This window comes from Bacteroides sp. ET71 (assembly GCF_023336905.1).
Lineage (GTDB): Bacteria > Bacteroidota > Bacteroidia > Bacteroidales > Bacteroidaceae > Bacteroides.
Map to the genome: position 1 here is coordinate 1 of NZ_JAMBLS010000033.1, position 21,498 is coordinate 21,498.

A 21,498-nucleotide genomic window follows, 5' to 3' on the forward strand; every position below is an offset into this window, starting at 1 on the left:
AGCTCATACCATAGAGTTATATGGTGAAAGTATGCGAAAGTTAAGGGCTAAGAAAAACGGGAAATTTTAAAAGGGTAAAATAAAATTGACCCCTAACACCAGGACTTTAAAGGGGCAATCATATTGTAGCCAAAGGGGGGCAAATCCCGCTTGGCCAAAAGGGTCAAAGTCGCGTGGCTTTTCCACATTTCCCAAACTTCCGTGATTTTCTCCTAACTGCTTAAATTTCAGTTTTTATTGCATTAATCTGCTGGTTTTGTTCGATTTTTCCAGCGATATTCCTTATTTTTGTATAGTTGATTGACACATTAAACATAGGCAAAATGGTGAATCTCTATGGTTTCTAAACCATTACCTATTTTCTTTTCGCCAGATGGTAACTTTCTGATTTGCAATCACATTCTGTTTAGTGCAACATTTGTGAACGAGCAGAAGATGAACAGGTCGCGTACCAGCCCGTAGTTCTTTCGTTTGAACGAGCCGTTAATCATCTGCGTGATTTCCTCTTTCGTCAGGTAGCCCCGTTTCGTTTCCTCCTTCGTGATGTGGTAGGCATAGAACGGATCGCGCTGCAACCAGCCGTTGTTGATGGCGGTGAAAATGATGCTGCGGAAAGGCATCATGTATGACCATACTGTGTTAGTGCAATGTCCTTTCTCCACTCGGAGGAACAGCTCGAAGTCCGTGATAAAGGCGGACGCAAGCTCTTTCAAGGCGATGTCTTCCACCTTGTACCGGGTTTTAATGAACTCCGACAAGTGCTTGTAAACCACACAGTATTTCCAATAGCTGCGTTGGCTCTTCATCTTGCCCACTAATTTGGCGTAGTCCTCGTTGTGCTGCCGGAACACGGCAAGCAGCGTCTTGTGGTTCATGCCCATGCCGAGGTATTCGTTGCGTACCTTTTCCGCCGTGACATAACTGTCACGATCGAACACGTCCTGATAGGCCTTGTTCACACCCACGCGGATTTTGTCCAGCATACGGTTTCCTTCCAGAGCCACGTTGCTTCTTCCGGTCAGCCGTCCGGTCTCCACGCTCCACATCTTTTCCTCCACGTCCAGCTTGCAACTGAACTGTGCGATTTTCCCGTTCACCGTGATACGGCACATGACCGGTATCAGCCCGTTCTTCTTCGGCGCGTTGCGCTTCAGGCAGAATAAAATTTTGAATGTCGCTCTACTCATAGTTACTACTTTTTTATGTTTGCAAAATTACCTTGTGTAGAGCTGTTTGCCTGTATGTAAACCGCAGCGGACCGCGCAATCGAGCCTGCCGCAAGACTTTTTTATCCCGAACCTCGCCAACCGTCTGTATGACTGCCGTTTCTGACTCGTTTTGCCGGGCTTTTCCATTCCGTTACCCGTTCCGATTTCAGGTAACGGGCTGGTAACGCAATTACGGTTCAAGTTGGCTTTTTCCCGGTTTCAGTTGGCACTCACCCGAATCGCCAAAATCCCATAAATCATTAACTTTCAATCATATTTCCGTGATTTGCTCAGTATCTCACTTTTTTGTATTATCTTTGCATGCAAATCAACGTTAGAAACAATGCGCATTAGACACCTTTTTTTCATCGCCTTGTGCACCCTGTTGGGTATAACACCCCAAACACAAGCCGAAGCTCAAACGACACAACATCCTAAACGCGAATTTCGTGCCGCATGGATACAAACCGTCAACGGACAATTCAAAGGAATAGCTACTGAACAAATAAAACGTACACTCATCACGCAACTCAATTCTCTGCAAGAAGTAGGCTTTAACGCCATTATCTTTCAGGTACGCCCTGAAGCAGATGCACTCTATGCTTCACGCTTAGAACCATGGAGCCGCTATTTGACTGGTGTACAAGGACAGGCACCTTCTCCTTATTGGGACCCACTGCAATTTATGATTGATGAATGTCATAAACGAGGCATGGAGCTACACGCATGGATAAACCCCTATCGTGCCAGAACATCTCAAAAGAACACGTTTGCTCCCAATCATATCTACAACATCCATCCGGACTGGTTCTTACCCTACGGTAACCAGCTTTTTTTTAATCCCGGACTTCCCCAAAGCAGACGGCATATTTGCATGGTAGTAGCTGATATAGTAACACGCTATGACGTAGACGGTATTCACATGGACGACTATTTCTATCCATATCCGGTAGCCGGAAAAGATTTCCCCGACGATGCCACATATGCCAGTTATGGAAGCGGGTTTGCCAATAAGGCTGATTGGCGGCGCAACAACGTAAATCTGCTTATCAAAGAACTGCATGACATCATACGAGAAGCCAAACCATGGGTAAAATTTGGAGTCTCACCTTTCGGCATCTACCGCAACCAAAGTAGCGACCCCTTGGGCAGTCGCACCAATGGACTGCAAAATTACGATGACCTCTACGCCGATGTCCTGCTATGGGCACGCGAAGGATGGATAGACTACAATATCCCGCAAATATACTGGGAAATCGGACATCCCGTAGCTGATTACGAGACACTGCTCCGGTGGTGGGCTCTACACTCGGAAAACCGCCCTCTTTTCATCGGACAATCTGTGGAAAACACCATCAGCCATGCCGACCCTGAAAACCCACGCATTAACCAACTGCCCCGCAAGATTGCCCTTCAGCGCAGCTATCAGTCTATCGAAGGAAGCTGTCATTGGTATGCCGCAGCAATTGTAGAAAATAAAGGAAGATACCGCGATGCACTCATGCAGAACTATCAAAAATATCCTTCACTCATCCCTGTGTTTGATTTCATGGATAATGAAGCGCCCAAAAAGATTCGCAAGTTAAAGCCTGTATGGATGGAAGACGGATATATCCTTTGCTGGACAGAGCCTAAATACCGTAACGAAATGCAACGTGCTGTACGCTACGTAGTCTATCGTTTTGAGAATAAGGAAGACATCAATTTGGATGACCCGAGCCACATTGTAGCCATCACTCCTATCCCATTTTACAAACTACCTTATACTGATGGGAAAAAGAAATACCGCTATGTAGTCACGGCCTTAGACCGGATGTGGAACGAGTCGAAGCCGGTGTCGGAAAAAGTCAAGCTATAACCTTCCCCATCCCTTTCCATGTCAGAAGCAAACACTTACACAACATGTCAGAATCTGATTACATTCTAATAAAAGGGGCCCGCGTCAATAACCTGAAGAACATTGACGTGAAGATACCCCGCAACAAGCTGGTTGTCATCACCGGACTGAGTGGCTCGGGCAAGTCGTCGCTGGCGTTTGATACCCTCTATGCCGAGGGGCAGCGTCGCTACGTAGAAAGCCTCAGCAGCTACGCCCGTCAGTTTCTGGGACGCATGAGCAAGCCGGAATGTGACTACATCAAGGGCATACCGCCTGCCATCGCCATCGAGCAGAAGGTGAACAGCCGCAACCCACGTTCTACCGTAGGTACTTCTACGGAAATATACGAATACCTGCGCCTGCTTTATGCACGGGTGGGACATACATTCAGCCCGGTGAGCGGGCAAGAGGTAAAAAAGCACTCTCCCGAGGATATTGTCAATTGCATGTTGGAGTACCCTGACGGAACCCGTTTTACGGTGTTGACTCCTATTGTGCCACGCGAAGGACGTACACTCTCCCAACTATTGGATACTTATCAGAAAGAAGGATTCACACGTTTGGAGGTGAATGGCCAAACCGTCCGTATCGACGAATACCAGCCGGAGGAAGGCGACACTGTTTTCCTGATGATAGACCGTATGACAGCCGGGCACGACAAGGATGCGATGAGCCGCCTGGCTGATTCGGCTGAAACGGCCATGTATGAAGGAGACGGGGCATGCCTGCTGCGCTTTTACCAGGCAGACGGAAGTACCAGTCTTTTCCGCTTCAGCACCAAATTCGAGGCAGATGGCATCACATTCGAAGAGCCTACCGACCAGATGTTTTCGTTCAACTCACCTATTGGCGCCTGCCCTGTGTGCGAGGGGTTTGGCCGGGTCATCGGCATCGACGAGCATTTGGTAGTGCCCAACCGGGCTTTGTCCGTTTATGACGGTGCCGTGGTGTGCTGGCGAGGGGAGAAGATGGGCGAATGGCGCGACATGGTCATACGGGGAGCAGAGAAGGCGGGATTTCCCATCTTCACCCCCTATTATGAGCTGACCGACGAGCAACGCCGGATGCTGTGGGAGGGCACGCGCTACTTCGAGGGTATCAATGCCTTCTTCAAGATGTTGCAGGAGAACCAGTATAAGATACAATACCGTGTGATGCTGGCCCGGTATCGTGGAAAAACCATCTGCCCGGCCTGCCACGGCACGCGCCTGAAGCCAGAAGCCAACTATGTCCGTGTGGGGGGCAAGAGCATCTCCCAGTTAGTGGACTTGCCTGTGACTGAGCTGAAAGTGTTCTTCGACCACCTGAAGCTGAACGCCCACGATGCCCAGGTGGCCGCACGCATACTGGCGGAAATCAACAGCCGCATCCGCTTCCTGATAGATGTAGGGTTGGGCTACCTGACGCTGAACCGGTTGAGTAACTCGTTGTCGGGTGGTGAGAGCCAGCGTATCAACCTGGCCACGTCGCTGGGAAGCAGCCTGGTGGGGAGTCTTTATATATTGGACGAGCCAAGCATCGGACTGCATAGCCGGGACACGGACAAGCTGATACGCGTATTGCGCCAGCTCCAGCAGTTGGGCAATACGGTGGTGGTGGTGGAGCATGATGAGGAAATCATACGCGCTGCGGACTACATCATCGACATCGGGCCCAAGGCCGGACGCCTGGGAGGCGAGGTGGTGTATCAGGGAAATATTGACGAGTTGACAAGGGGACAAGGGGACGAGTTGACAAGGGAACGAGTTGACGAGGGAACAAGGGAACGAGTTGACGAGGGAACGAGGGACAAGTCTCTTGCAGCCTCGTCAACTTGTCAACTCGTCAACTCGTCAACTGATACCTCGTCAACTAAAACCAGCTACACGGTGCGCTACCTGCTGGGCGAGGAGACCATCGCCGTGCCTGCCGTGCGCCGCCCGTGGAACAGCTACATCGAGATACGGGGCGCACGGGAGAACAACCTGAAGGGTGTCGACGTACGCTTCCCGCTGAACGTGATGACGGTGGTGACGGGCGTCAGTGGCTCGGGCAAGTCGACCTTGGTGCGCGACATCTTCTACCGCGCCCTGAAGCGGGAGCTGGACGAATGTAGCGAACGCCCGGGCGAGTTCGTCTCCATAGGGGGCGACCTGCAAAACCTGCGCAACGTGGAGTTCATCGACCAGAACCCCATCGGCAAGTCGTCGCGCAGCAACCCGGTGACCTACCTGAAGGCTTATGACGACATACGCAAGCTCTACGCCGACCAGCCGTTGTCGAAGCAGATGGGCTACACGCCGGGCACGTTCAGCTTCAACAGCGAGGGCGGACGGTGCGAGGAGTGCAAGGGCGAGGGCACCATCACGGTGGAGATGCAGTTCATGGCCGACCTGGTGCTGGAGTGCGAAGCGTGCCACGGAAAGCGGTTCAAGCAGGATGTGCTGGAGGTCCGCTTCCACGACGCCAACATCTACGACGTGCTGGAGATGACGGTCGACCAGGCCATCGAGTTCTTCGACACCCACAAGCAGCGGAAGATAGCCCGCAAGCTCCAGCCCCTGCAAGACGTCGGCCTGGGATACATCAAACTGGGCCAGTCGTCGTCCACCCTGTCCGGCGGCGAGAACCAACGCGTCAAACTGGCCTACTATCTGGCGCAGGAGAAGGCCGACCCCACGATGTTCATCTTCGACGAACCGACCACGGGCCTGCACTTCCACGACATACGCCGGTTGCTTGAAGCCTTCGACGCCCTCCTGCGCCGCGGCCACAGCATCACCATCATCGAGCACAACCTGGACGTGGTGAAGTGTGCCGACCACGTCATCGACCTCGGACCCGAGGGGGGCGACGGCGGGGGCAACCTCGTGGTGGCAGGCACACCGGAAGAGGTGGCCGCCTGCGCCGCCAGCTACACGGGGCAATTCCTGCGGGAGAAACTGGAGGCAGACAAAAAACGCTGACGGATGATGAAAGATTGCCGCTACATACCCATAGCACGAGGCTGCTACATCGCGACAACAACCAACATACTTATTATAAACATTTAATTACAGAGAACCATGAAACAGTACCTTACCATCGGCCTGATGGCCATGCTCGGCTGCACGGTGCAAGCACAAACGTTCACCGAGTGGCAAGACCCCGGCGTCAACGCCGTCAACCGTGCCCCGATGCACACCGACTACTTTGCCTACGAATCGCCCGACCTGGCCCGCCGGGGCGACCGTACCCAATCCAAGTACTACCTCTCGCTCAACGGCATGTGGAAATTCAACTGGGTGGCCGACGCCGACGCCCGCCCCACCGGCTTCTGGCAAGCCGACTACAACGACCGCGCCTGGGGACAGATGCCCGTGCCCGGCGTATGGGAACTGAACGGCTACGGCGACCCGCAATACCTCAACATCGGCTACCCCTGGCGCGAACAATACAAGAACAACCCGCCACAAGTGCCCGTCGAAGGCAACCACGTAGGCACCTACCGCCGCACCATCACCGTGCCCGCCTCGTGGAGCGGCAAAGACATCATCGCCCACTTCGGCTCCGTCACGTCCAACATCTACCTCTGGGTCAACGGCCGCTTCGTGGGCTACAGCGAAGACAGCAAGCTGGAGGCCGAATTCGACCTCACACGCTACCTCCGCCCAGGCCGCGAGAACCTCATCGCTTTCCAAGTCTTCCGCTGGTGCGACGGCACCTACCTCGAAGACCAAGACTTCTTCCGCTTCTCCGGCATCGGCCGCGACTGCTACCTCTACGCACGCGACAAACGCCGCATCGAAGACATCCGCGTCACCCCCGACCTGGACAGTGACTACCGCGACGGCACCCTCAACGTACAAGTCAAACTGAAAGGCAACGCCCGCGCCACGCTGATACTGAAAGACGCCGAAGGACGCGAAGTAGCCGCCACCACCACCCGCGGAAATGAAAACGTGACCCTCAACGTCAGCAACCCACACAAGTGGACAGCCGAGACACCTTATCTATATACACTCTACGCACAGATAGGCGAACTGGCACCCACGGAAATCATCCCCATACGCGTAGGCTTCCGCAAAGTCGAGCTGAAAGACGCACAAGTCCTGGTCAACGGCCAACCCGTCCTCTTCAAAGGAGCCAACCGCCACGAGATGGACCCCGACGGCGGCTACGTCGTCTCCCGCCAACGCATGGAGCAAGACATACGCCTCATGAAACAACTCAACATCAACGCCGTGCGCACCTGCCACTACCCCGACGACCCCTACTGGTATGAACTGTGCGACCGCTACGGACTCTACATGGTGGCCGAAGCCAACATCGAGTCACACGGCATGGGCTACGACGAAGCCACCCTGGCACGCCGCGACGACTACCACCTGGCACACATGGAACGCAACCAACGCAACGTGCAACGCAACTTCAACCACCCCGCCATCATCTTCTGGTCACTGGGCAACGAAGCCGGCTACGGCCCCAACTTCGACACCGCCTACGAATGGGTCAAAGCCGAAGACCCCAGCCGGCCCGTACAATACGAACGCGCCGGATACAACGGCAAGACAGACATCTTCTGCCCCATGTACTACAACTACGATAATTGCCGCGCCTATTGCGAAGACAACTCCAAGACCAAACCCCTCATACAGTGCGAATACGCCCACGCCATGGGCAACTCCATGGGAGGCTTCAAAGAATACTGGGACCTGGTGCGTAAATACCCCAAATACCAGGGCGGATTCATCTGGGACTTCGTAGACCAAAGCATCCACAAAGTGGGCAAGAACGGACGACTCATCTATGCCTACGGAGGCGACTTCAACCGCTTCGACGCCAGCGACATCAACTTCTGCAACAACGGACTCATCAGCCCCGACCGCGTGCCCAACCCGCACGCCTACGAAGTACGCTACTTCTACCAAGACATCTGGACCACACCCGCCGACCTGAAGCAAGGCAAAGTGAACATCTATAACGAAAACTTTTTCCGCGACCTCTCGGCCTACTACCTGGAATGGCAAGTACTGAAGAACGGACGTGTAATGCGCAGCGGCCGCATAGAAAACATCGACGTGGCACCCCAACAGACAGCCACCATCCAACTGCCCATCGGTGCCACATGCACCTGCGCCGAATGGCTGCTCAACGTATCCTACAAGCTGAAAGCCAACGAAGGGCTCCTGCCCGCCGGCTACACCGTGGCCCGCGACCAACTCGTGCTGAACCCCTACAAGCAGCCCGCCCTCACCCTTGAGAACCAAGCCGGAAGCAACGAAACCATCATCCAGCCCGCCATCCGCGACAACGATACGCACTACCTCATCGTCACAGGCGAAGCCTTCCGCATCGAGTTCAACAAAGAGACAGGCTTTCTCAGCCTCTACGAAGCAGACGGGCTCTCCTACCTGAAAGAAGGCAGCGTGCTGAAGCCCAACTTCTGGCGAGCACCTACCGACAACGACTTCGGAGCCAACCTCCAGAACCGTTACCGCGTATGGCTCAACCCCGAGCTGAAATTGACCTCACTCAACCAACGCATGGACAACGGACAAGCCGTGGTAGAAGCCTCCTACGACATCCCCGCCGTCAACGGTAAGCTGGCACTGACCTACGTCATCAACAACCGGGGAGCCATCAAAGTGACCCAGCAGATGACAGCCTGCAAGGGGGGCGAAGTATCCGACCTCTTCCGCTTCGGCATGCAGCTCCAGATGCCCCGCTCATTCGAAACCATCGAATATTACGGCCGTGGCCCCGTCGAGAATTATGCCGACCGCAACCACAACACCTTCCTGGGACGTTACCGCCAAAGCGTGGCCAGCCAGTTCTACCCCTATGTCCGCCCACAAGAGAACGGCAACAAGACCGACCTGCGCTGGTGGCGCGTGCTGAACATCGGCGGCAACGGACTGGAGATTGTGGCCGAAGCCCCCTTCTCAGCCTCGGCCCTGCACTACACCATCGAATCGCTGGACGAGGGACCGCGCAAGATACAGCGGCACTCCAACGAAGTAGAACCGGCCGACCTGACCAATGTCCTCATCGACAAGGCACAGATGGGACTGGGCTGCATTGACAGTTGGGGAGCACTGCCGCTGCCAGAATACCGCCTGCCCTACCAGGACTACTCGTTCACCTTCACACTTACTCCGGTGCAACACTGCCTGGGCACAGAGCAGGACGACTGCGCGAAACTCTAACGGAGAACCACAGATGACGCAAATGATACAGATTAAACACTGATTCATAAGAGTTTAAAAATCGCTCTCTCTGTCATGTTGAGCAAGCGAAGCGTAGTCGAAACATCTCCCTAATACTTTTCAGGCGCATAGTGAGATCCCTCGACTACGCTCGGGATGACAGGAAAATGAATTTTAAACGCTCTAAACAGGTAAATTACCCGTGATAATCATTATAATCTGTGTTATCTGTGGTTTAAATTCCACTACAACTTCATCACCCTCTCCTCAAACGAATCTTTATCGCCCTTGGCGCGATTGCGCATCTTGCTGCGATAATTATATACCGTGGTAAGTGAACAACCCAAGAAATGCGAGATGCTGCCAGTGTCATCTACTCCAAGACGCATCAGGGCAAAGATACGCAGTTCGGTGCTCAGCATACCATCTTGGCGGAGACTGAGCCGGGCGTCATCTTCCAGCAAAGAATTAAGGTCTTGCACAAAATTAGGGAACAGGCTCAGAAACGTACGGTCGAACTCGGTGTAAAACTCCTTACGTTCATCCCGCAAATAACTGTCGTCACGTATCAGTTTGAACAATTCACTCAGCTTCGAAGCCATAGCCAGCTTCTCCAACGAACGACGATATTGTTCCTGCTTCTCCAGATACTCCACACAACGGTTCAGGTAGCAAACGATGTAGGCATTCTTCACCCGTCCCTCTTCCTGCAAGGCGTCATTCGCTTCAGACAATTCCCGGCGCGTTGCCTCCAGTTGCTTCATCCAACGGACCAGGTAAAACGTGGCCAAGACCAGCAGCATGAACAAAAATCCCACCACCGCCAGCATTATCGTAGTACGCCGGTGCTCTGCCTCCTTCCTCACGGCGAGGGTCTTTTCGATGACGGGATACACCTTTCCGCTCTCCAACAGACGAAGCCGTGCGTTGCAAGCCATGGCATCTTCCAGCGAACAGGCCACGTAGCGGTAGGCACGTTCTGTATCATTCTCCAAATAGAGCAGCCATGCCAACTCTTGCAGGGCGGCATACTCACGCACAGACGTTTCCAAGTCCAGCATGGCCGTCCGTGCCAAGTGATACATCTGCCGCAAAGTGTCTCCGGAGGCAGCGTATGCTTCAGAGAGCGTATAATGCAGATAGCTTTGCGCTTTCTTGTCTGTTTCCTTGTCCAAGTTTGCTTTCAGGCGGGCAATCACCTCATCGGGGGTCTGCGAACGCAACAACTGCTCGCCGAACACGATATCATGGTTGACGCCCGGCGGCATCAGCATCAGGATAGAATCCCGGTATTGGGCAGCCTGCTGTAAATAAGTGGCATGCAAAGCCTTCTCGGAAGTATAATCTGCCTTCCAACCATAATAACCGCAGAACACACCATAGTAATATTTGCGCATCCCTACTTCCATCTTGGCAGGCGATACGGACTGCAACTCCTCCAGGGCCTTGTCATACAATCCCATCACACCATACACTTCCGCCCGGTTGATGTGTATCTCGGCCTTCATGTCAGGACGGTTCAGGAGAGGCAACAGTTCCTCCTTCTTGCCCACATAATATAAAGAAGAGTCAGCCTGGTAATGCAGGTATTCATAAAAGAGCGTGCCGCACAAGTTGTACTTCTTCCACACATCCGTGCTTCGGCGCATCTCCACCTTTATGCTGTCCAACCGTCGCTCGTGGCAAGTGTGTACATACGCCCGTTGCATCACCAGATGGTCTACGGCGTTCAGCACATTTCTCAAACTATCGGCCATTGTCAAGGCCGCTGCATCCGCCGGGAAGCACGTGCACCCCATCCATAATAATAAAAGAAAAGTAAGGGTCTTTTTCATCGGTATATTCATTCAAGTCCGTAATATCCGGGACAACCCCGGGGTTCGTTTTGCTTACAATCGGCTGCAAATATATTAAAATACCCCAATATACAAGAAAAAATTACAGAAAAAAAGAAAACCTCACTTACCAATCTACTCTTTAAGCGATGATATACATCATTGTCTCACAGTGTTTTGTAAATAAAAAGCATTTACCAATCGCATCAAACCTCGAAGAACGGGCGGGAAGTACGCCCTAACTTTGCGGCATCCTTCCGGACGATGGGTTTCACCTAGAGAAAGACACGCCCCGGCAAGAAAACAAACAAGAACTAAAAACGCCTATAAACACTGAAATGAACCATAAAGACATGAAACGTATTCTGAAAAACTTGTGGACCTGCGGGCTGCTGGCGATAGCCTTGCTGGCAAGCACGCCGGCGGTGGCCCAAAGAGTGGTGGCAAAGACCAATCTGCTATACTGGGGGACAGGCACACCCAACCTGGGCCTGGAAGTGGCCACCGGACGCAAGACCTCCTTCTCGCTCCACGCCGGCGTACAGCCGTGGCAATATTCGGACACCAAAAAGCTGAAGCACTGGCTCGTACAACCTGAGTTCCGCTTCTGGCCGTGCGAAGTATTCATGGGACACGTGATTGGCATACAAGCCTTGGGCGGACAATTCAATGCAGGAGGGATAGACCTGCCACTGGGCATCCTGCCTACGCTGGACGACAACCGCTACCAGGGTTGGGCCGTGGGCGCCGGCTTGTCCTACGGCTACCACCTGTTGCTCAACCGCCGTTGGAGCATGGAGTTCGGCCTGGCCGTGGGCTACCTCTACGTAGACTACAAGAAATACCGCTGCCTGCACTGCGGCGACCCGCTGAAGAAGGGACACCGCAACTACCTGGGACCCACGAAGGCAGCCGTCAACCTGATATACAACTTCTAAAACCATCGGAGCCATGATACAGAAATACTATCTCTTCTTGATAATCATGCAGGTGCTGGCAACAGCCTTCCTGCAACCGGCAAAGGCCGAAGGCCGCACGCCGGAATACATCGCCACCGCCACGGACCGGAGCGTCCGCCTCAGCAAAGGACAAGTAGAAGTGTCGTTCATGCTCGACCTGGGCGAACGCATCGTCTACGCCAACCACCAGCGCAGGGTCACGCCCGTACTGGTGTCGGCAGACGGCACGCGGCAGGCCGAATTGCCCGCGGTGGTGGCCAACGGACGCAACCGCGCCATCAAGCTGCAGAAAGAACCACAAAACAACGATAAAGAGGCCTACGTGACCTTGCGGGGCAACAAGGAGGAGAACCGGCACGTCAGCTACCGGGCCGCCATCGCCTACGAGCCGTGGATGGACAACGCCCGGCTCAGCCTGCGCGAAGAGGTGACGGGATGCAACTGCGGCGACGTGCTGCAAGCCGAACAGACATTGAAAGAGCAAGCCCTCTACCAGCCGCTGCTCCAGCCGTCGGCCGAGGCCGAGTGCCCGCGCACCTTCACCCCGCGCAGCCGGCAGTGCGACGCCTTCCTCATCTACCCCGTCGACCAGACGCGCCTCTACCCCAACCGCTACGGCAATGCCGCCGAACTGGCCAAGATTGACTCGGCCCTGCACTTCGTCCGGCAGAACCCCGACTACGTGATCCGGCGCATCTACATCAGCGGCTATGCCTCGCCCGAAGGAAGCCTGAAGCACAACCGCCGGTTGGCCGAAGGACGCGCCGAAGCCCTGCGGCAGTACGTGACCCGGCAATACGACGTGGCCGACACGCTGCTGGAAGTCACCGCCGGCGAAGAGAACTGGCACGACCTGCTGGAAGCCGTCCGCCGCATGGAGCTGCCCTACAAGAACGAACTGCTGGACATCATCGCCGCGACCGACGTCGACCCCGACCAACGCGAAGCACGCCTGCGTGCCGTGGGCGGCGGACAGCCTTACAGCATACTGCTGCGCACCGTCTACCCCGGCCTGCGAAAGAACACATTCCGCATCCAGTACATCAGCCGCGAGCGCACCCCGGAAGAAGCACGCCGCCTCTCCGAAGAAGCGCCGGGCGAACTGAACGCCTACGAGTTCTACACCGTGGCACGCACCTACCATGCCGACGACCCGCAGGCATACGGCAACCTGTTGCTCCGCGCGGCCGACACCTATCCGGACAACCCCACGGCCAACCTGAACGCCGCCCGCGTCTGCCTGCTGCGGGGTGATACGGAGCGTGCCGCCCGATACCTGCAGCACACGGCCGACGAACCCGCAGCTTGGAACAACCGCGGCCTACTGCTCTGGCAGCAGGGCAACCAACGGGAAGCCCTCTACTGGTTCCGAAAGGCTGCCGATGCGGGCGATGCACAGGCACAGGAGAACCTGAAAGAGATTGAGAAACGAGGAATATGAACCACTGAATGAAACCACTGATAACACAGATGATATGGATAAGCACTGATGCCTCTGTCACCCCGAGCATAGTCGAGGGGTCTCACATACGGCCTTCTCATGCACTACGTGAGATGTCTCGACAAGCTCGACATGACAATTCAGTGATGATAAAAGAATCTGTGAAACAGTGGACGAGGAAACAAGTTAACAAGACCACAAGGACAGGAATTATCCCTTGCCAACTACAACAAGACCTTGTAGCCTCGTCAACTTGTCAACTCGTCAACTCGTCAACTCAAAAACTTATAAACTTAAAAACTTAAAAACTTAAAAACTCAAATATCATGAGCAAAATCCAAGAACCCAGTTATGACCTTCCGCTGAAGGCATACCCCAACGAACTGACGCCCGACGTCGACAGCGACTACATCGTCCGCGTCAACACCCAGGAGACACCGCTCACGCTGGAACACATCGCCCTGCGCGTAGCCAACCGCTTCGGCGACGAGTACAGCACCGTGCTGGGCCACCTCCAGGCCGCCTGCGAAGAGACAGCCGCCTACGTTGCCTCGGGCTACTGCGTCAGCACCCCCCTGTTCCGCCTGCGACCCATGGCCAGCGGCGTACTGAACGAAGAGGAGCTGAGCGAAGCCGTCGACCGCGAGAAGGTGAAGGTCTATGGCAGCTTCACCCAGGGCGACACCCTGCGCGAAGCCTTCGACAAGGCCAACCTCAAGCTCTTCCTCCAGCCCGCCGTCACCGGCCCCTACATCGCCGGCATGGTCAGCGCCTCGCCCGTCGACCCCGTCACGCAGACCCGCGCCCCCATGCAGGCCGGACGCATGGCCGTCCTCAACGTGCGAAACGGCAAGATCGTCGGCACCGACCCCTCGGTGGGCATCACCCTCACCTCGGTCAGCGACCCCGACACCTCGTTCTTCATCGGCCCGAACGACATCTCGCCCAACACGCCCAGCAAGCTGCAGTTCATCCTGCCCGCAGGCGTGACCGACGGCGAATGGACGGTGAAGATTACGACGCAGTACGCCTCCGGCGGCATCACCAAGACCCCGCGCACCTTCCAGATGGAACAGCCCATCACCATCGGCGCCACGTCCTCCACCACCCCCGGTGGCAATGAAGGCGGCGGCGACGACGACAGCGGGCAGGGGACCTTCGGATAAGCAAGGGAATCGATTAGCCTCGGAATTGACACCCCATTAGCCTCGGAATCGACACCCCATTAGCCTCGGAATCGACACCCAATTAGCCTCGGAATCGACACCCAATTAGCCTCGGAATCGACACCCAATTAGCCTCGGAATCGATTGCCCATTGTTAATTGTCAATTCCCCTGTCATGTTGAGCATTGTTCTCCCCCGACAAACGGGGGAGGTAAGAGGGGGTGCGAAGCGGAGTCGAAACATCTCACGACGAGAACGACACACACTTAGTGAGATCCCTCGACTGACGCTCGGGATGACAGAGCAAAAGAAAAGAAAGACGCTCCCTGTCATGTTGAGCATTGTTCTCCCCCGACAAACGGGGGAGGTAAGAGGGGGTGCGGGGCGGAGTCGAAACATCTCACGACAAGCACTGCGCACTTAGTGAGATCCCTCGACCGACGCTCGGGATGACAGAGCAAAAGAAAGATGACAGAACAAAAGAAAACAAAAACAAGAAACGAACAACCAATTTATTCACTAATAAAAACAAAAGAGAAATGAAAACAAGAACATTATTCGTAACAGCCCTCCTGGGTCTCGGCATGATGGCATCGTGCTCGAACGACGAACTGGAAGGCGTCGACAACGGACAGAACAACAACGGCGAAACAACGCTGACGCAGATTGCACTCACAGTGTCCAGTAATGCCAACACCAGAGTAAACGGCAACACAGGTGAAGAACAATACGGCGAGGAGTACGAATACACAGTCGAGGACCTCACAGTCGTATTCGCTAACGAAGCCGGCATTGCGCAACAAGTCATCCAACCACCGATGAAAACAGCCACCAATACTGATGAGAATGATGATAAAACAATTCGCGTCAGTGAACCTTTCTCTGTTACTCCGGGCAATTATTACATCTACGTGCTGGCCAACTACAACAACAGCCAAAGTGCCTTGTCTCCTATTATCACCAACCAAACAGACATGAAACAGGTGTTCAACATCAGCAATCCAAGCACACTGTCTACAAATGGTAAGTTCCTGATGGCTAACACTACCGCTCCTACTATAACCACCATCGCTAAAGGAGATGATACTGCAAATGAGGTAAAAGACGACGGAACCGAAGTAACCAATAACCCCAAAAAAGTAAAGTTGATAACTGTTGATATCGAGCGCGTTGTTGCCAAAGTTACTTTCGACCAAATTACGACTAGCTTCGAAGTAAAAGAAAGTGAAGAGCCAAGTGCCACCAAGGTAGCCGATGTTACGTTGGACGGCAATGGTCTGATCAACCTCAACAAGAAGATGTATCTGGTGAAGGGCGACGAAAAGAGCACCAACAAGCCAGTAACAGGCAAGGACTGGGCTTATCCCGAAGACCCGAACTACAGCACCGTGCTCTCCGAGTCTACGGACAACAGCACTTGGATAAACGATAACTTCTCAACCCCGGAAGCCACCATCAGCGACGGTTTCGACTCCAAGTTCTACTGTCCCGAAAACACCATGACAGCACAAGCCCAGCAGCAAGCCCAAACTACCGGTGTTGTCTACAAAGCTACATGGACACCCGCTTCAGGCAGTTATACTGAACTTGCCGCATCGAACGGAACAAGCACATTTGATGCACGTTATGAAGCTGTGTTAGGATTGAGCGGTAAGAACGCAGCTATCACAAATAGCATCTTTACCACCAAAGAAAGCCAAGAGTCAAAAGACTTCTATACTTACAACGATTTAATTTTCATCAGCTACAACGCAGCTTGTCTCTACAAAGCCATCGCCGAATATTCCGGAGACGATACCAACATGGCATCAACCATCAACACTAATTTCGGAACTTATTCAGCCCAAAGCAATGTTACCACACAAGAAAACACCTACGGAATCTATAAATACACCGACGGTACCTGCTACTACACGGTATGGATCAAGCACAACCCTACTACGGAAGTCAGCATGGAACAGGGAAAATACGGTGTTGTACGCAACCACTGGTATGACCTCACCGTTACAAGCATCAGCCAACTTGGCTATAATAAACCTACTTACGAAGGTGACCCTGAAGATCCGGACGATCCCGAAGAAGTAAAAATTCAAGTAAAAGCCAAGATCAAAAAATGGATGTTGGTTAAGCAAGACGTCGAACTCTAACCCCAAGATTCCATAACAACCCAGATAGCCTGTTTAAAAACCGTTCTCTCTGTCATGTTGAGCATTGTTCTCCCCCGACAAACGGGGGAGGTAAGAGGGGGTGCGGGGCGAAGTCGAAACATCTCACGATGAGCACTGCGCACTTAGTGAGATCCCTCGACTGACGCTCGGGATGACAGAGCAAAAGAAAGCAACAAGACGCTTCCTGTCATGTTGAGCGAAGCCCGAAGGGCGAAGTCGAAACATCTCACGACGAGCACTGCGCACTTAGTGAGATCCCTCGACGGTGCTCGGGATGACAGAGCAAAAGAAAGCAACAAGACGCTTCCTGTCATGTTGAGCGGAGCCCGAAGGGCGGAGTCGAAACATCTCACGATGAGCACTGCGCACTTAGTGAGATCCCTCGACGGTGCTCGGGATGACAGGGGCAAAGAAAGCAACAAGACGCTTCCTGTCATGTTGAGCGGAGCCCGAAGGGCGGAGTCGAAACATCTCACGATGAGCACTGCGCACTTAGTGAGATCCCTCGACTGACGCTCGGGATGACAGAGCAAAAGACAGATTTTCGCCGATTCATTCAGCAGAGAATCTACAAGATATAATCAGTGGTCATCTGTCACATCTGCGTCATCTGCGTGCCATCGACAGAGAGAACGATTTTTAAACGGCAAACCCTAATTACCAACAAACAATTAAAATGAAGTTCATCCGGCGGGAGGGCACGAGCCCCCGCGGCATCACCCTCCCGCCCCATTTTTCAGGTAACCAACAGATAGCTCACAGGTTATCATGACACAGTCTTCAATAGGTTTTCAGATATAACACCCTTTATTTAACATACCAACGAAACAATGAACCGTTACCTCCGACAGATACCCACCCTGCTGCTCTGCGCAGCGTTGACACTCAACGCCGCCTCGTGCATCTACGAAGACATGGAGCCGTGCCCCGTGGAAGTGCGCTTTGTCTACGATTACAACATGCAGTTTGCCGACGCCTTCCCCCACCGTGTGAAAGACGTCCGCCTCTACATCTTCGGACAAGACGGACAACTGCTCGACACCCGCCAGGCCAGCACCTCCGAAGCCTTCGGCGAAAACTACCGCATGGACCTCGGCCTCGACCCCGGCACCTACACCCTCGTGGCATGGGCCACCGACGACGCACAGGCAGCCACGCAGACCTACGCCTTCGACCAGTCGCCCGCAGCAGGCTCGCAACTGACCGACATGCACCTGCACATCGACACCGATGACACCCGCACCGGACAATGCGCCCTCTACCTGCCCAACCTGTGGCACGGATGGGTGAAGGACTTCACCATCGAGCCCAACCAACCGGCACTGGCCACCGTCAACCTCGTGCAAGACATCAAACGCTTCCGCATCCTCCTGCAAAACGGCGACGGAACCCGTCTGGCCGCTGCAGACTACTCGCTGAGCATCACCGCCGCCAACAGCCGCCTGGACTACGACAACTCGCCGATGGACAGCGAACCCCTGCGCTACACCCCGCACTACACGGAAGAAGCCGTGCTGGACAACGGCACGGACGCCGACCGCCAGACCCCGCTGCACGCCCTCGTGGCCGAGATGAACACCCTGCGCCTCACCGAAGGCAGCGAAACACGCTTCCTGGTGCGCAACGAACGCGAAGGACGCACCCTGTTCGACATCGACCTCCTGCGCTACCTCGAACTGATGCGCCTCGAACAATATGCCGACATGCCCCTGCAAGAATACCTCGACCGCGAGGACAGCTACCAAATCATCCTCCTGCTAGGACAAGACGAACACGTCATCTCCATACAAATCAACCAATGGATAATGGTATTCAACGAAACCGAACTTTAATACCCTCGTAACCATGACCAGAATATACCTGCCCATACTCACCTTGCTGCTCTGCCTGGCCGCCTGCACCGACGACCTGGCCCGGACAGACACCCCGCAGCCCGGCCCCGGCGAAGGCCTCATCAGCCTCAGCCTGCCCGGCATCGTCTACGACAACGCCGACGCCACCTCCACCCGCACCCAGACAGACGGCGGCGAGACCGACGCCACCCGGGACGAACGACGGGTCACCTCACTCTGGTTCATGGCCTACCCCACCCCGGACGGCGGCGGCGAGGCCCTCGTGCAGCTCCTCCGCCCCTCCGACGACGAACTGACGCACGACTACAAGACCTTCAACATCCGCATCAAGGCGGGTACCTACCATATATACGTCGTGGCCAACATGTCCGAGATTGACCCGACCTACACCGAACAGCAGTTGAAAGATTGCATCCTCAGCTATCGCAACGGCACAGGCGAAAACGCCACCCTCGTCCTCCCCTCGCCCAAATCAACGGACGGCCTGCCCATGGTCTACGAGAGCACGGACGCCGTCAACATCACCGCCGCCCAGTCGCAAACCATACAAGCCGACCTCGTCTTCACCTGCGTCAAGGTGCGCTGCACCCTCTGGTTCGACAACACCGACGGCGGACACTCGAACGCCGTCTTCGGTCAGAACTACCTGCAGATGCAAAACATCACAGGCCGCAACATTGCCACCCAAGCCCCCCTGCTGCCCACGGGACAGGCCATCGAAAACCTGCCGCTGCTCGACACGGCAGAAGGCGCCCTCAACGGCCATTATGCCGACGGCGTATACAGCGAAGACGCACACGAAACCCTCGACTTCACCTCCGACGACCCGCAGGCCAAAGGCCAATGGGCCTACCGCACCACCTTCTACCTGCCCGAACACTACGTGAAGCAGAACAGCGACCAATCCTACCTCGACATCACCGCCGCCCTGCACGACGCAACGGACACGAAGAAGGCGAACCTCCAATACACCCTCCCCCTGGGCGACGAACCCACCGATAGCCAACCCCTGCGCCAACTGCCCCGCGGCAAGTACTACGACATCGTGGGCAAGATAGTCAACCTGGGCGGCGAGATAGAGTCGAATGTCGCTATCATGGACTGGACACCGAAAGAGGTCAACACGGAACTGGAGTCGCCGTACCATCTTTGGGTGAAGGAGACTGTCATAAAAGAACTGAAATCAGGCACGCCGGTCACCATCCCCTGCCGGACGGACGCTCCCCGGCTGGAAGCTTTCAGCACCGATATAAAAATAGAAAGCGGAGGAGTAACTATACTCCCGACCACTCAAACCTATCTCGTCACATTCAACGAAGACTATACGGCCTTTACCGTACAGATAAACCCCGCCATTCCTCCTTCAACGAGCTTGGAGGAGGAACGATTCAGATACATTCTCATCCGCATCCCCGACCCGGAGAATGAGGGCAAATATTTGCTGAGCAAACGGATTGACATCGAAAAGGTAAGCACAGATCCCTATTTCCACGTCACGCCGAAGGAATACACCGTCCGCATCAGTGACATCGGCAACCTGCCGGAACATACGGTTATCTTCAGCTACGAAACAAACCTGACAGAAGTAAACGTAAAGTGCGGCGATAAAACCATCACTACCGACGGTATCTCGTGGAGTGAAAACCCAAACGTCACCATCACCGACAGTGGTCTGGAGAACGGCAAGGGCACCGTGTCCGTCACGCTCAACAAGCCCTACGAGCCCGCCAACTATACCCGCACGCAGACCGTCACCTTGGACTACACAGCGACGTACGACCCGTCTGGGGAGGTGCAATCCACCATCACCCGGGAGGACCACACCACCGTCACCATCATCCCCAACGCGCAGACCTACCGCCTGCACTTCCGCCCCGTGGACGGCAGTTGGACGAATCCGCATATCTATGTGTACGAACCGCTGTATGGCATGGACGGCAAAGAAATGCGTATCCAAAACTCAAGCGGTGGAGACGACGGCGAACACGCCTTGCAATACAGCTTTACCGGCAAACGTACTTTCAAGGGATGGACTGAACAGGGAGGAACAATCTCATGGAGCAACCAGCAGAAAGAAGATAAAGGCAATTATTGGTTAGTCGACTATGGCTGGGATCCTATCCGTACCGAACTATACGTTTATTACGACAACATCGACTACAGTCCCGACTTCCGCACCGACTGCTGCGCCAGCGATGTAAATCCTAAATGGCCGGGCGTGAAGATGAAAGAAGACACTGAGAACCCCGGTTGGTTCTACTTCGACCTGCCTGCCCTGGCCGAGCCAGACAAAACGCTCATCATGTTTGCCGAAGGACACGACGGCAACAACGATCCGCAAGAACGTTATCCTGCCCACATGGTGCCCGGCGTACCCCTCTACGACTATACTGACAAAGACGGCTGGTTCTTATATGACTGGAATGAAAGCGACCAGAACGAGTTTGTGGATGATAAACCGAGTGTACCCGAAATAGAATACTTAAATGGGAATACTCTTCCAGATGGCATCTATCGCATATATTCCCGTAGAACACACTTTTGGTTATGGATTGATGGTGGAGGCAATTATTCCACCGGTGCCTGGCCGGGAGAATATTATGTGGGAACAATGGGAAAGGATGGTGATAATCCATATTATTATTACTATGAAATGGTAGTAAATAGCAGCAGCCGACCCAGTTGGACACCTGGCACCATACAATGCGCATGTACCAACAACGGCGATACCGGTAGCCGAATCGACAAAACAATCCAAGTTTCCGATTGGAAACGTGTACAGGGTTCTAATTATTACTATTATGTCATTAACTAAAGTATAG

At 54.3% G+C, this 21,498-nt stretch carries 10 protein-coding genes and 1 pseudogene; 9 read left to right on the plus strand and 2 right to left on the minus strand.

Going from position 1 to position 21,498, the window contains the following annotated elements; genetic code table 11:
* Positions 1–398: 398 nt before the first annotated feature.
* Positions 399–1,187: pseudogene (locus tag M3090_RS13080) on the minus strand (phage integrase SAM-like domain and Arm DNA-binding domain-containing protein); the annotation flags it as partial.
* Positions 1,188–1,551: 364 nt separating this feature from the next.
* Between M3090_RS13080 and M3090_RS13085 the strand changes: the two are divergent.
* The 3 genes from M3090_RS13085 to M3090_RS13095 all read left to right on the plus strand — a co-directional run bounded on the left by M3090_RS13085 (position 1,552) and on the right by M3090_RS13095 (position 9,254).
* Positions 1,552–3,066, plus strand: a complete 1,515-nt coding sequence (locus M3090_RS13085) for a glycoside hydrolase family 10 protein (protein WP_249056994.1) — start codon at positions 1,552–1,554, stop codon at positions 3,064–3,066.
* 44 nt (positions 3,067–3,110) lie between these two features.
* Positions 3,111–6,032 (plus strand): excinuclease ABC subunit UvrA, encoded by a 2,922-nt coding sequence (locus M3090_RS13090; protein WP_249056995.1) that lies wholly within the window; start codon positions 3,111–3,113, stop codon positions 6,030–6,032.
* 99 nt (positions 6,033–6,131) lie between these two features.
* Entirely contained in the window at positions 6,132–9,254 is a 3,123-nt protein-coding gene (locus M3090_RS13095; RefSeq protein WP_249056997.1) for a glycoside hydrolase family 2 TIM barrel-domain containing protein, read from the plus strand.
* Between the two features lie 245 nt (positions 9,255–9,499).
* Here the strand turns inward: M3090_RS13095 and M3090_RS13100 are convergent, their stop codons facing one another.
* Complete coding sequence (locus tag M3090_RS13100; protein WP_249056999.1) at positions 9,500–11,089, minus strand: DUF6377 domain-containing protein; 1,590 nt, start codon at positions 11,087–11,089, stop codon at positions 9,500–9,502.
* 353 nt (positions 11,090–11,442) lie between these two features.
* Between M3090_RS13100 and M3090_RS13105 the strand changes: the two genes are divergently transcribed.
* From M3090_RS13105 to M3090_RS13130, 6 genes are all read left to right on the plus strand, one after another.
* Positions 11,443–12,027, plus strand: a complete 585-nt coding sequence (locus M3090_RS13105; RefSeq protein ID WP_249057001.1) for a DUF3575 domain-containing protein — start codon at positions 11,443–11,445, stop codon at positions 12,025–12,027.
* A gap of 13 nt (positions 12,028–12,040) precedes the next feature.
* The gene (locus M3090_RS13110; protein WP_249057004.1) at positions 12,041–13,489 is read left to right on the plus strand and encodes a DUF3868 domain-containing protein; all 1,449 of its coding nucleotides are present in this window, start codon (positions 12,041–12,043) and stop codon (positions 13,487–13,489) included.
* A 326-nt stretch (positions 13,490–13,815) separates the two neighbouring features.
* Positions 13,816–14,655, plus strand: a complete 840-nt coding sequence (locus M3090_RS13115; RefSeq protein WP_249057006.1) for a DUF4469 domain-containing protein — start codon at positions 13,816–13,818, stop codon at positions 14,653–14,655.
* Between the two features lie 539 nt (positions 14,656–15,194).
* Complete coding sequence (locus M3090_RS13120; RefSeq protein WP_249057007.1) at positions 15,195–16,802, plus strand: Mfa1 family fimbria major subunit; 1,608 nt, start codon at positions 15,195–15,197, stop codon at positions 16,800–16,802.
* An 851-nt stretch (positions 16,803–17,653) separates the two neighbouring features.
* Entirely contained in the window at positions 17,654–18,655 is a 1,002-nt protein-coding gene (locus M3090_RS13125; RefSeq protein ID WP_249057009.1) for a FimB/Mfa2 family fimbrial subunit, read from the plus strand.
* Positions 18,656–18,668: 13 nt separating this feature from the next.
* Entirely contained in the window at positions 18,669–21,491 is a 2,823-nt protein-coding gene (locus M3090_RS13130; protein ID WP_249057013.1) for a fimbrial protein, read from the plus strand.
* Positions 21,492–21,498: the final 7 nt, after the last annotated feature.

Bases quoted from the DNA above. Each gene is read 5' to 3' on its own strand.
- M3090_RS13085 (WP_249056994.1), top strand. From the start codon at position 1,552: ATGCGCATTAGACACCTTTTTTTCATCGCCTTGTGCACCCTGTTGGGT.
- M3090_RS13090 (WP_249056995.1), top strand. From the start codon at position 3,111: ATGTCAGAATCTGATTACATTCTAATAAAAGGGGCCCGCGTCAATAAC.
- M3090_RS13095 (WP_249056997.1), top strand. From the start codon at position 6,132: ATGAAACAGTACCTTACCATCGGCCTGATGGCCATGCTCGGCTGCACG.
- M3090_RS13100 (WP_249056999.1), bottom strand. From the start codon at position 11,089: ATGAAAAAGACCCTTACTTTTCTTTTATTATTATGGATGGGGTGCACG.
- M3090_RS13105 (WP_249057001.1), top strand. From the start codon at position 11,443: ATGAAACGTATTCTGAAAAACTTGTGGACCTGCGGGCTGCTGGCGATA.
- M3090_RS13110 (WP_249057004.1), top strand. From the start codon at position 12,041: ATGATACAGAAATACTATCTCTTCTTGATAATCATGCAGGTGCTGGCA.
- M3090_RS13115 (WP_249057006.1), top strand. From the start codon at position 13,816: ATGAGCAAAATCCAAGAACCCAGTTATGACCTTCCGCTGAAGGCATAC.
- M3090_RS13120 (WP_249057007.1), top strand. From the start codon at position 15,195: ATGAAAACAAGAACATTATTCGTAACAGCCCTCCTGGGTCTCGGCATG.
- M3090_RS13125 (WP_249057009.1), top strand. From the start codon at position 17,654: ATGAACCGTTACCTCCGACAGATACCCACCCTGCTGCTCTGCGCAGCG.
- M3090_RS13130 (WP_249057013.1), top strand. From the start codon at position 18,669: ATGACCAGAATATACCTGCCCATACTCACCTTGCTGCTCTGCCTGGCC.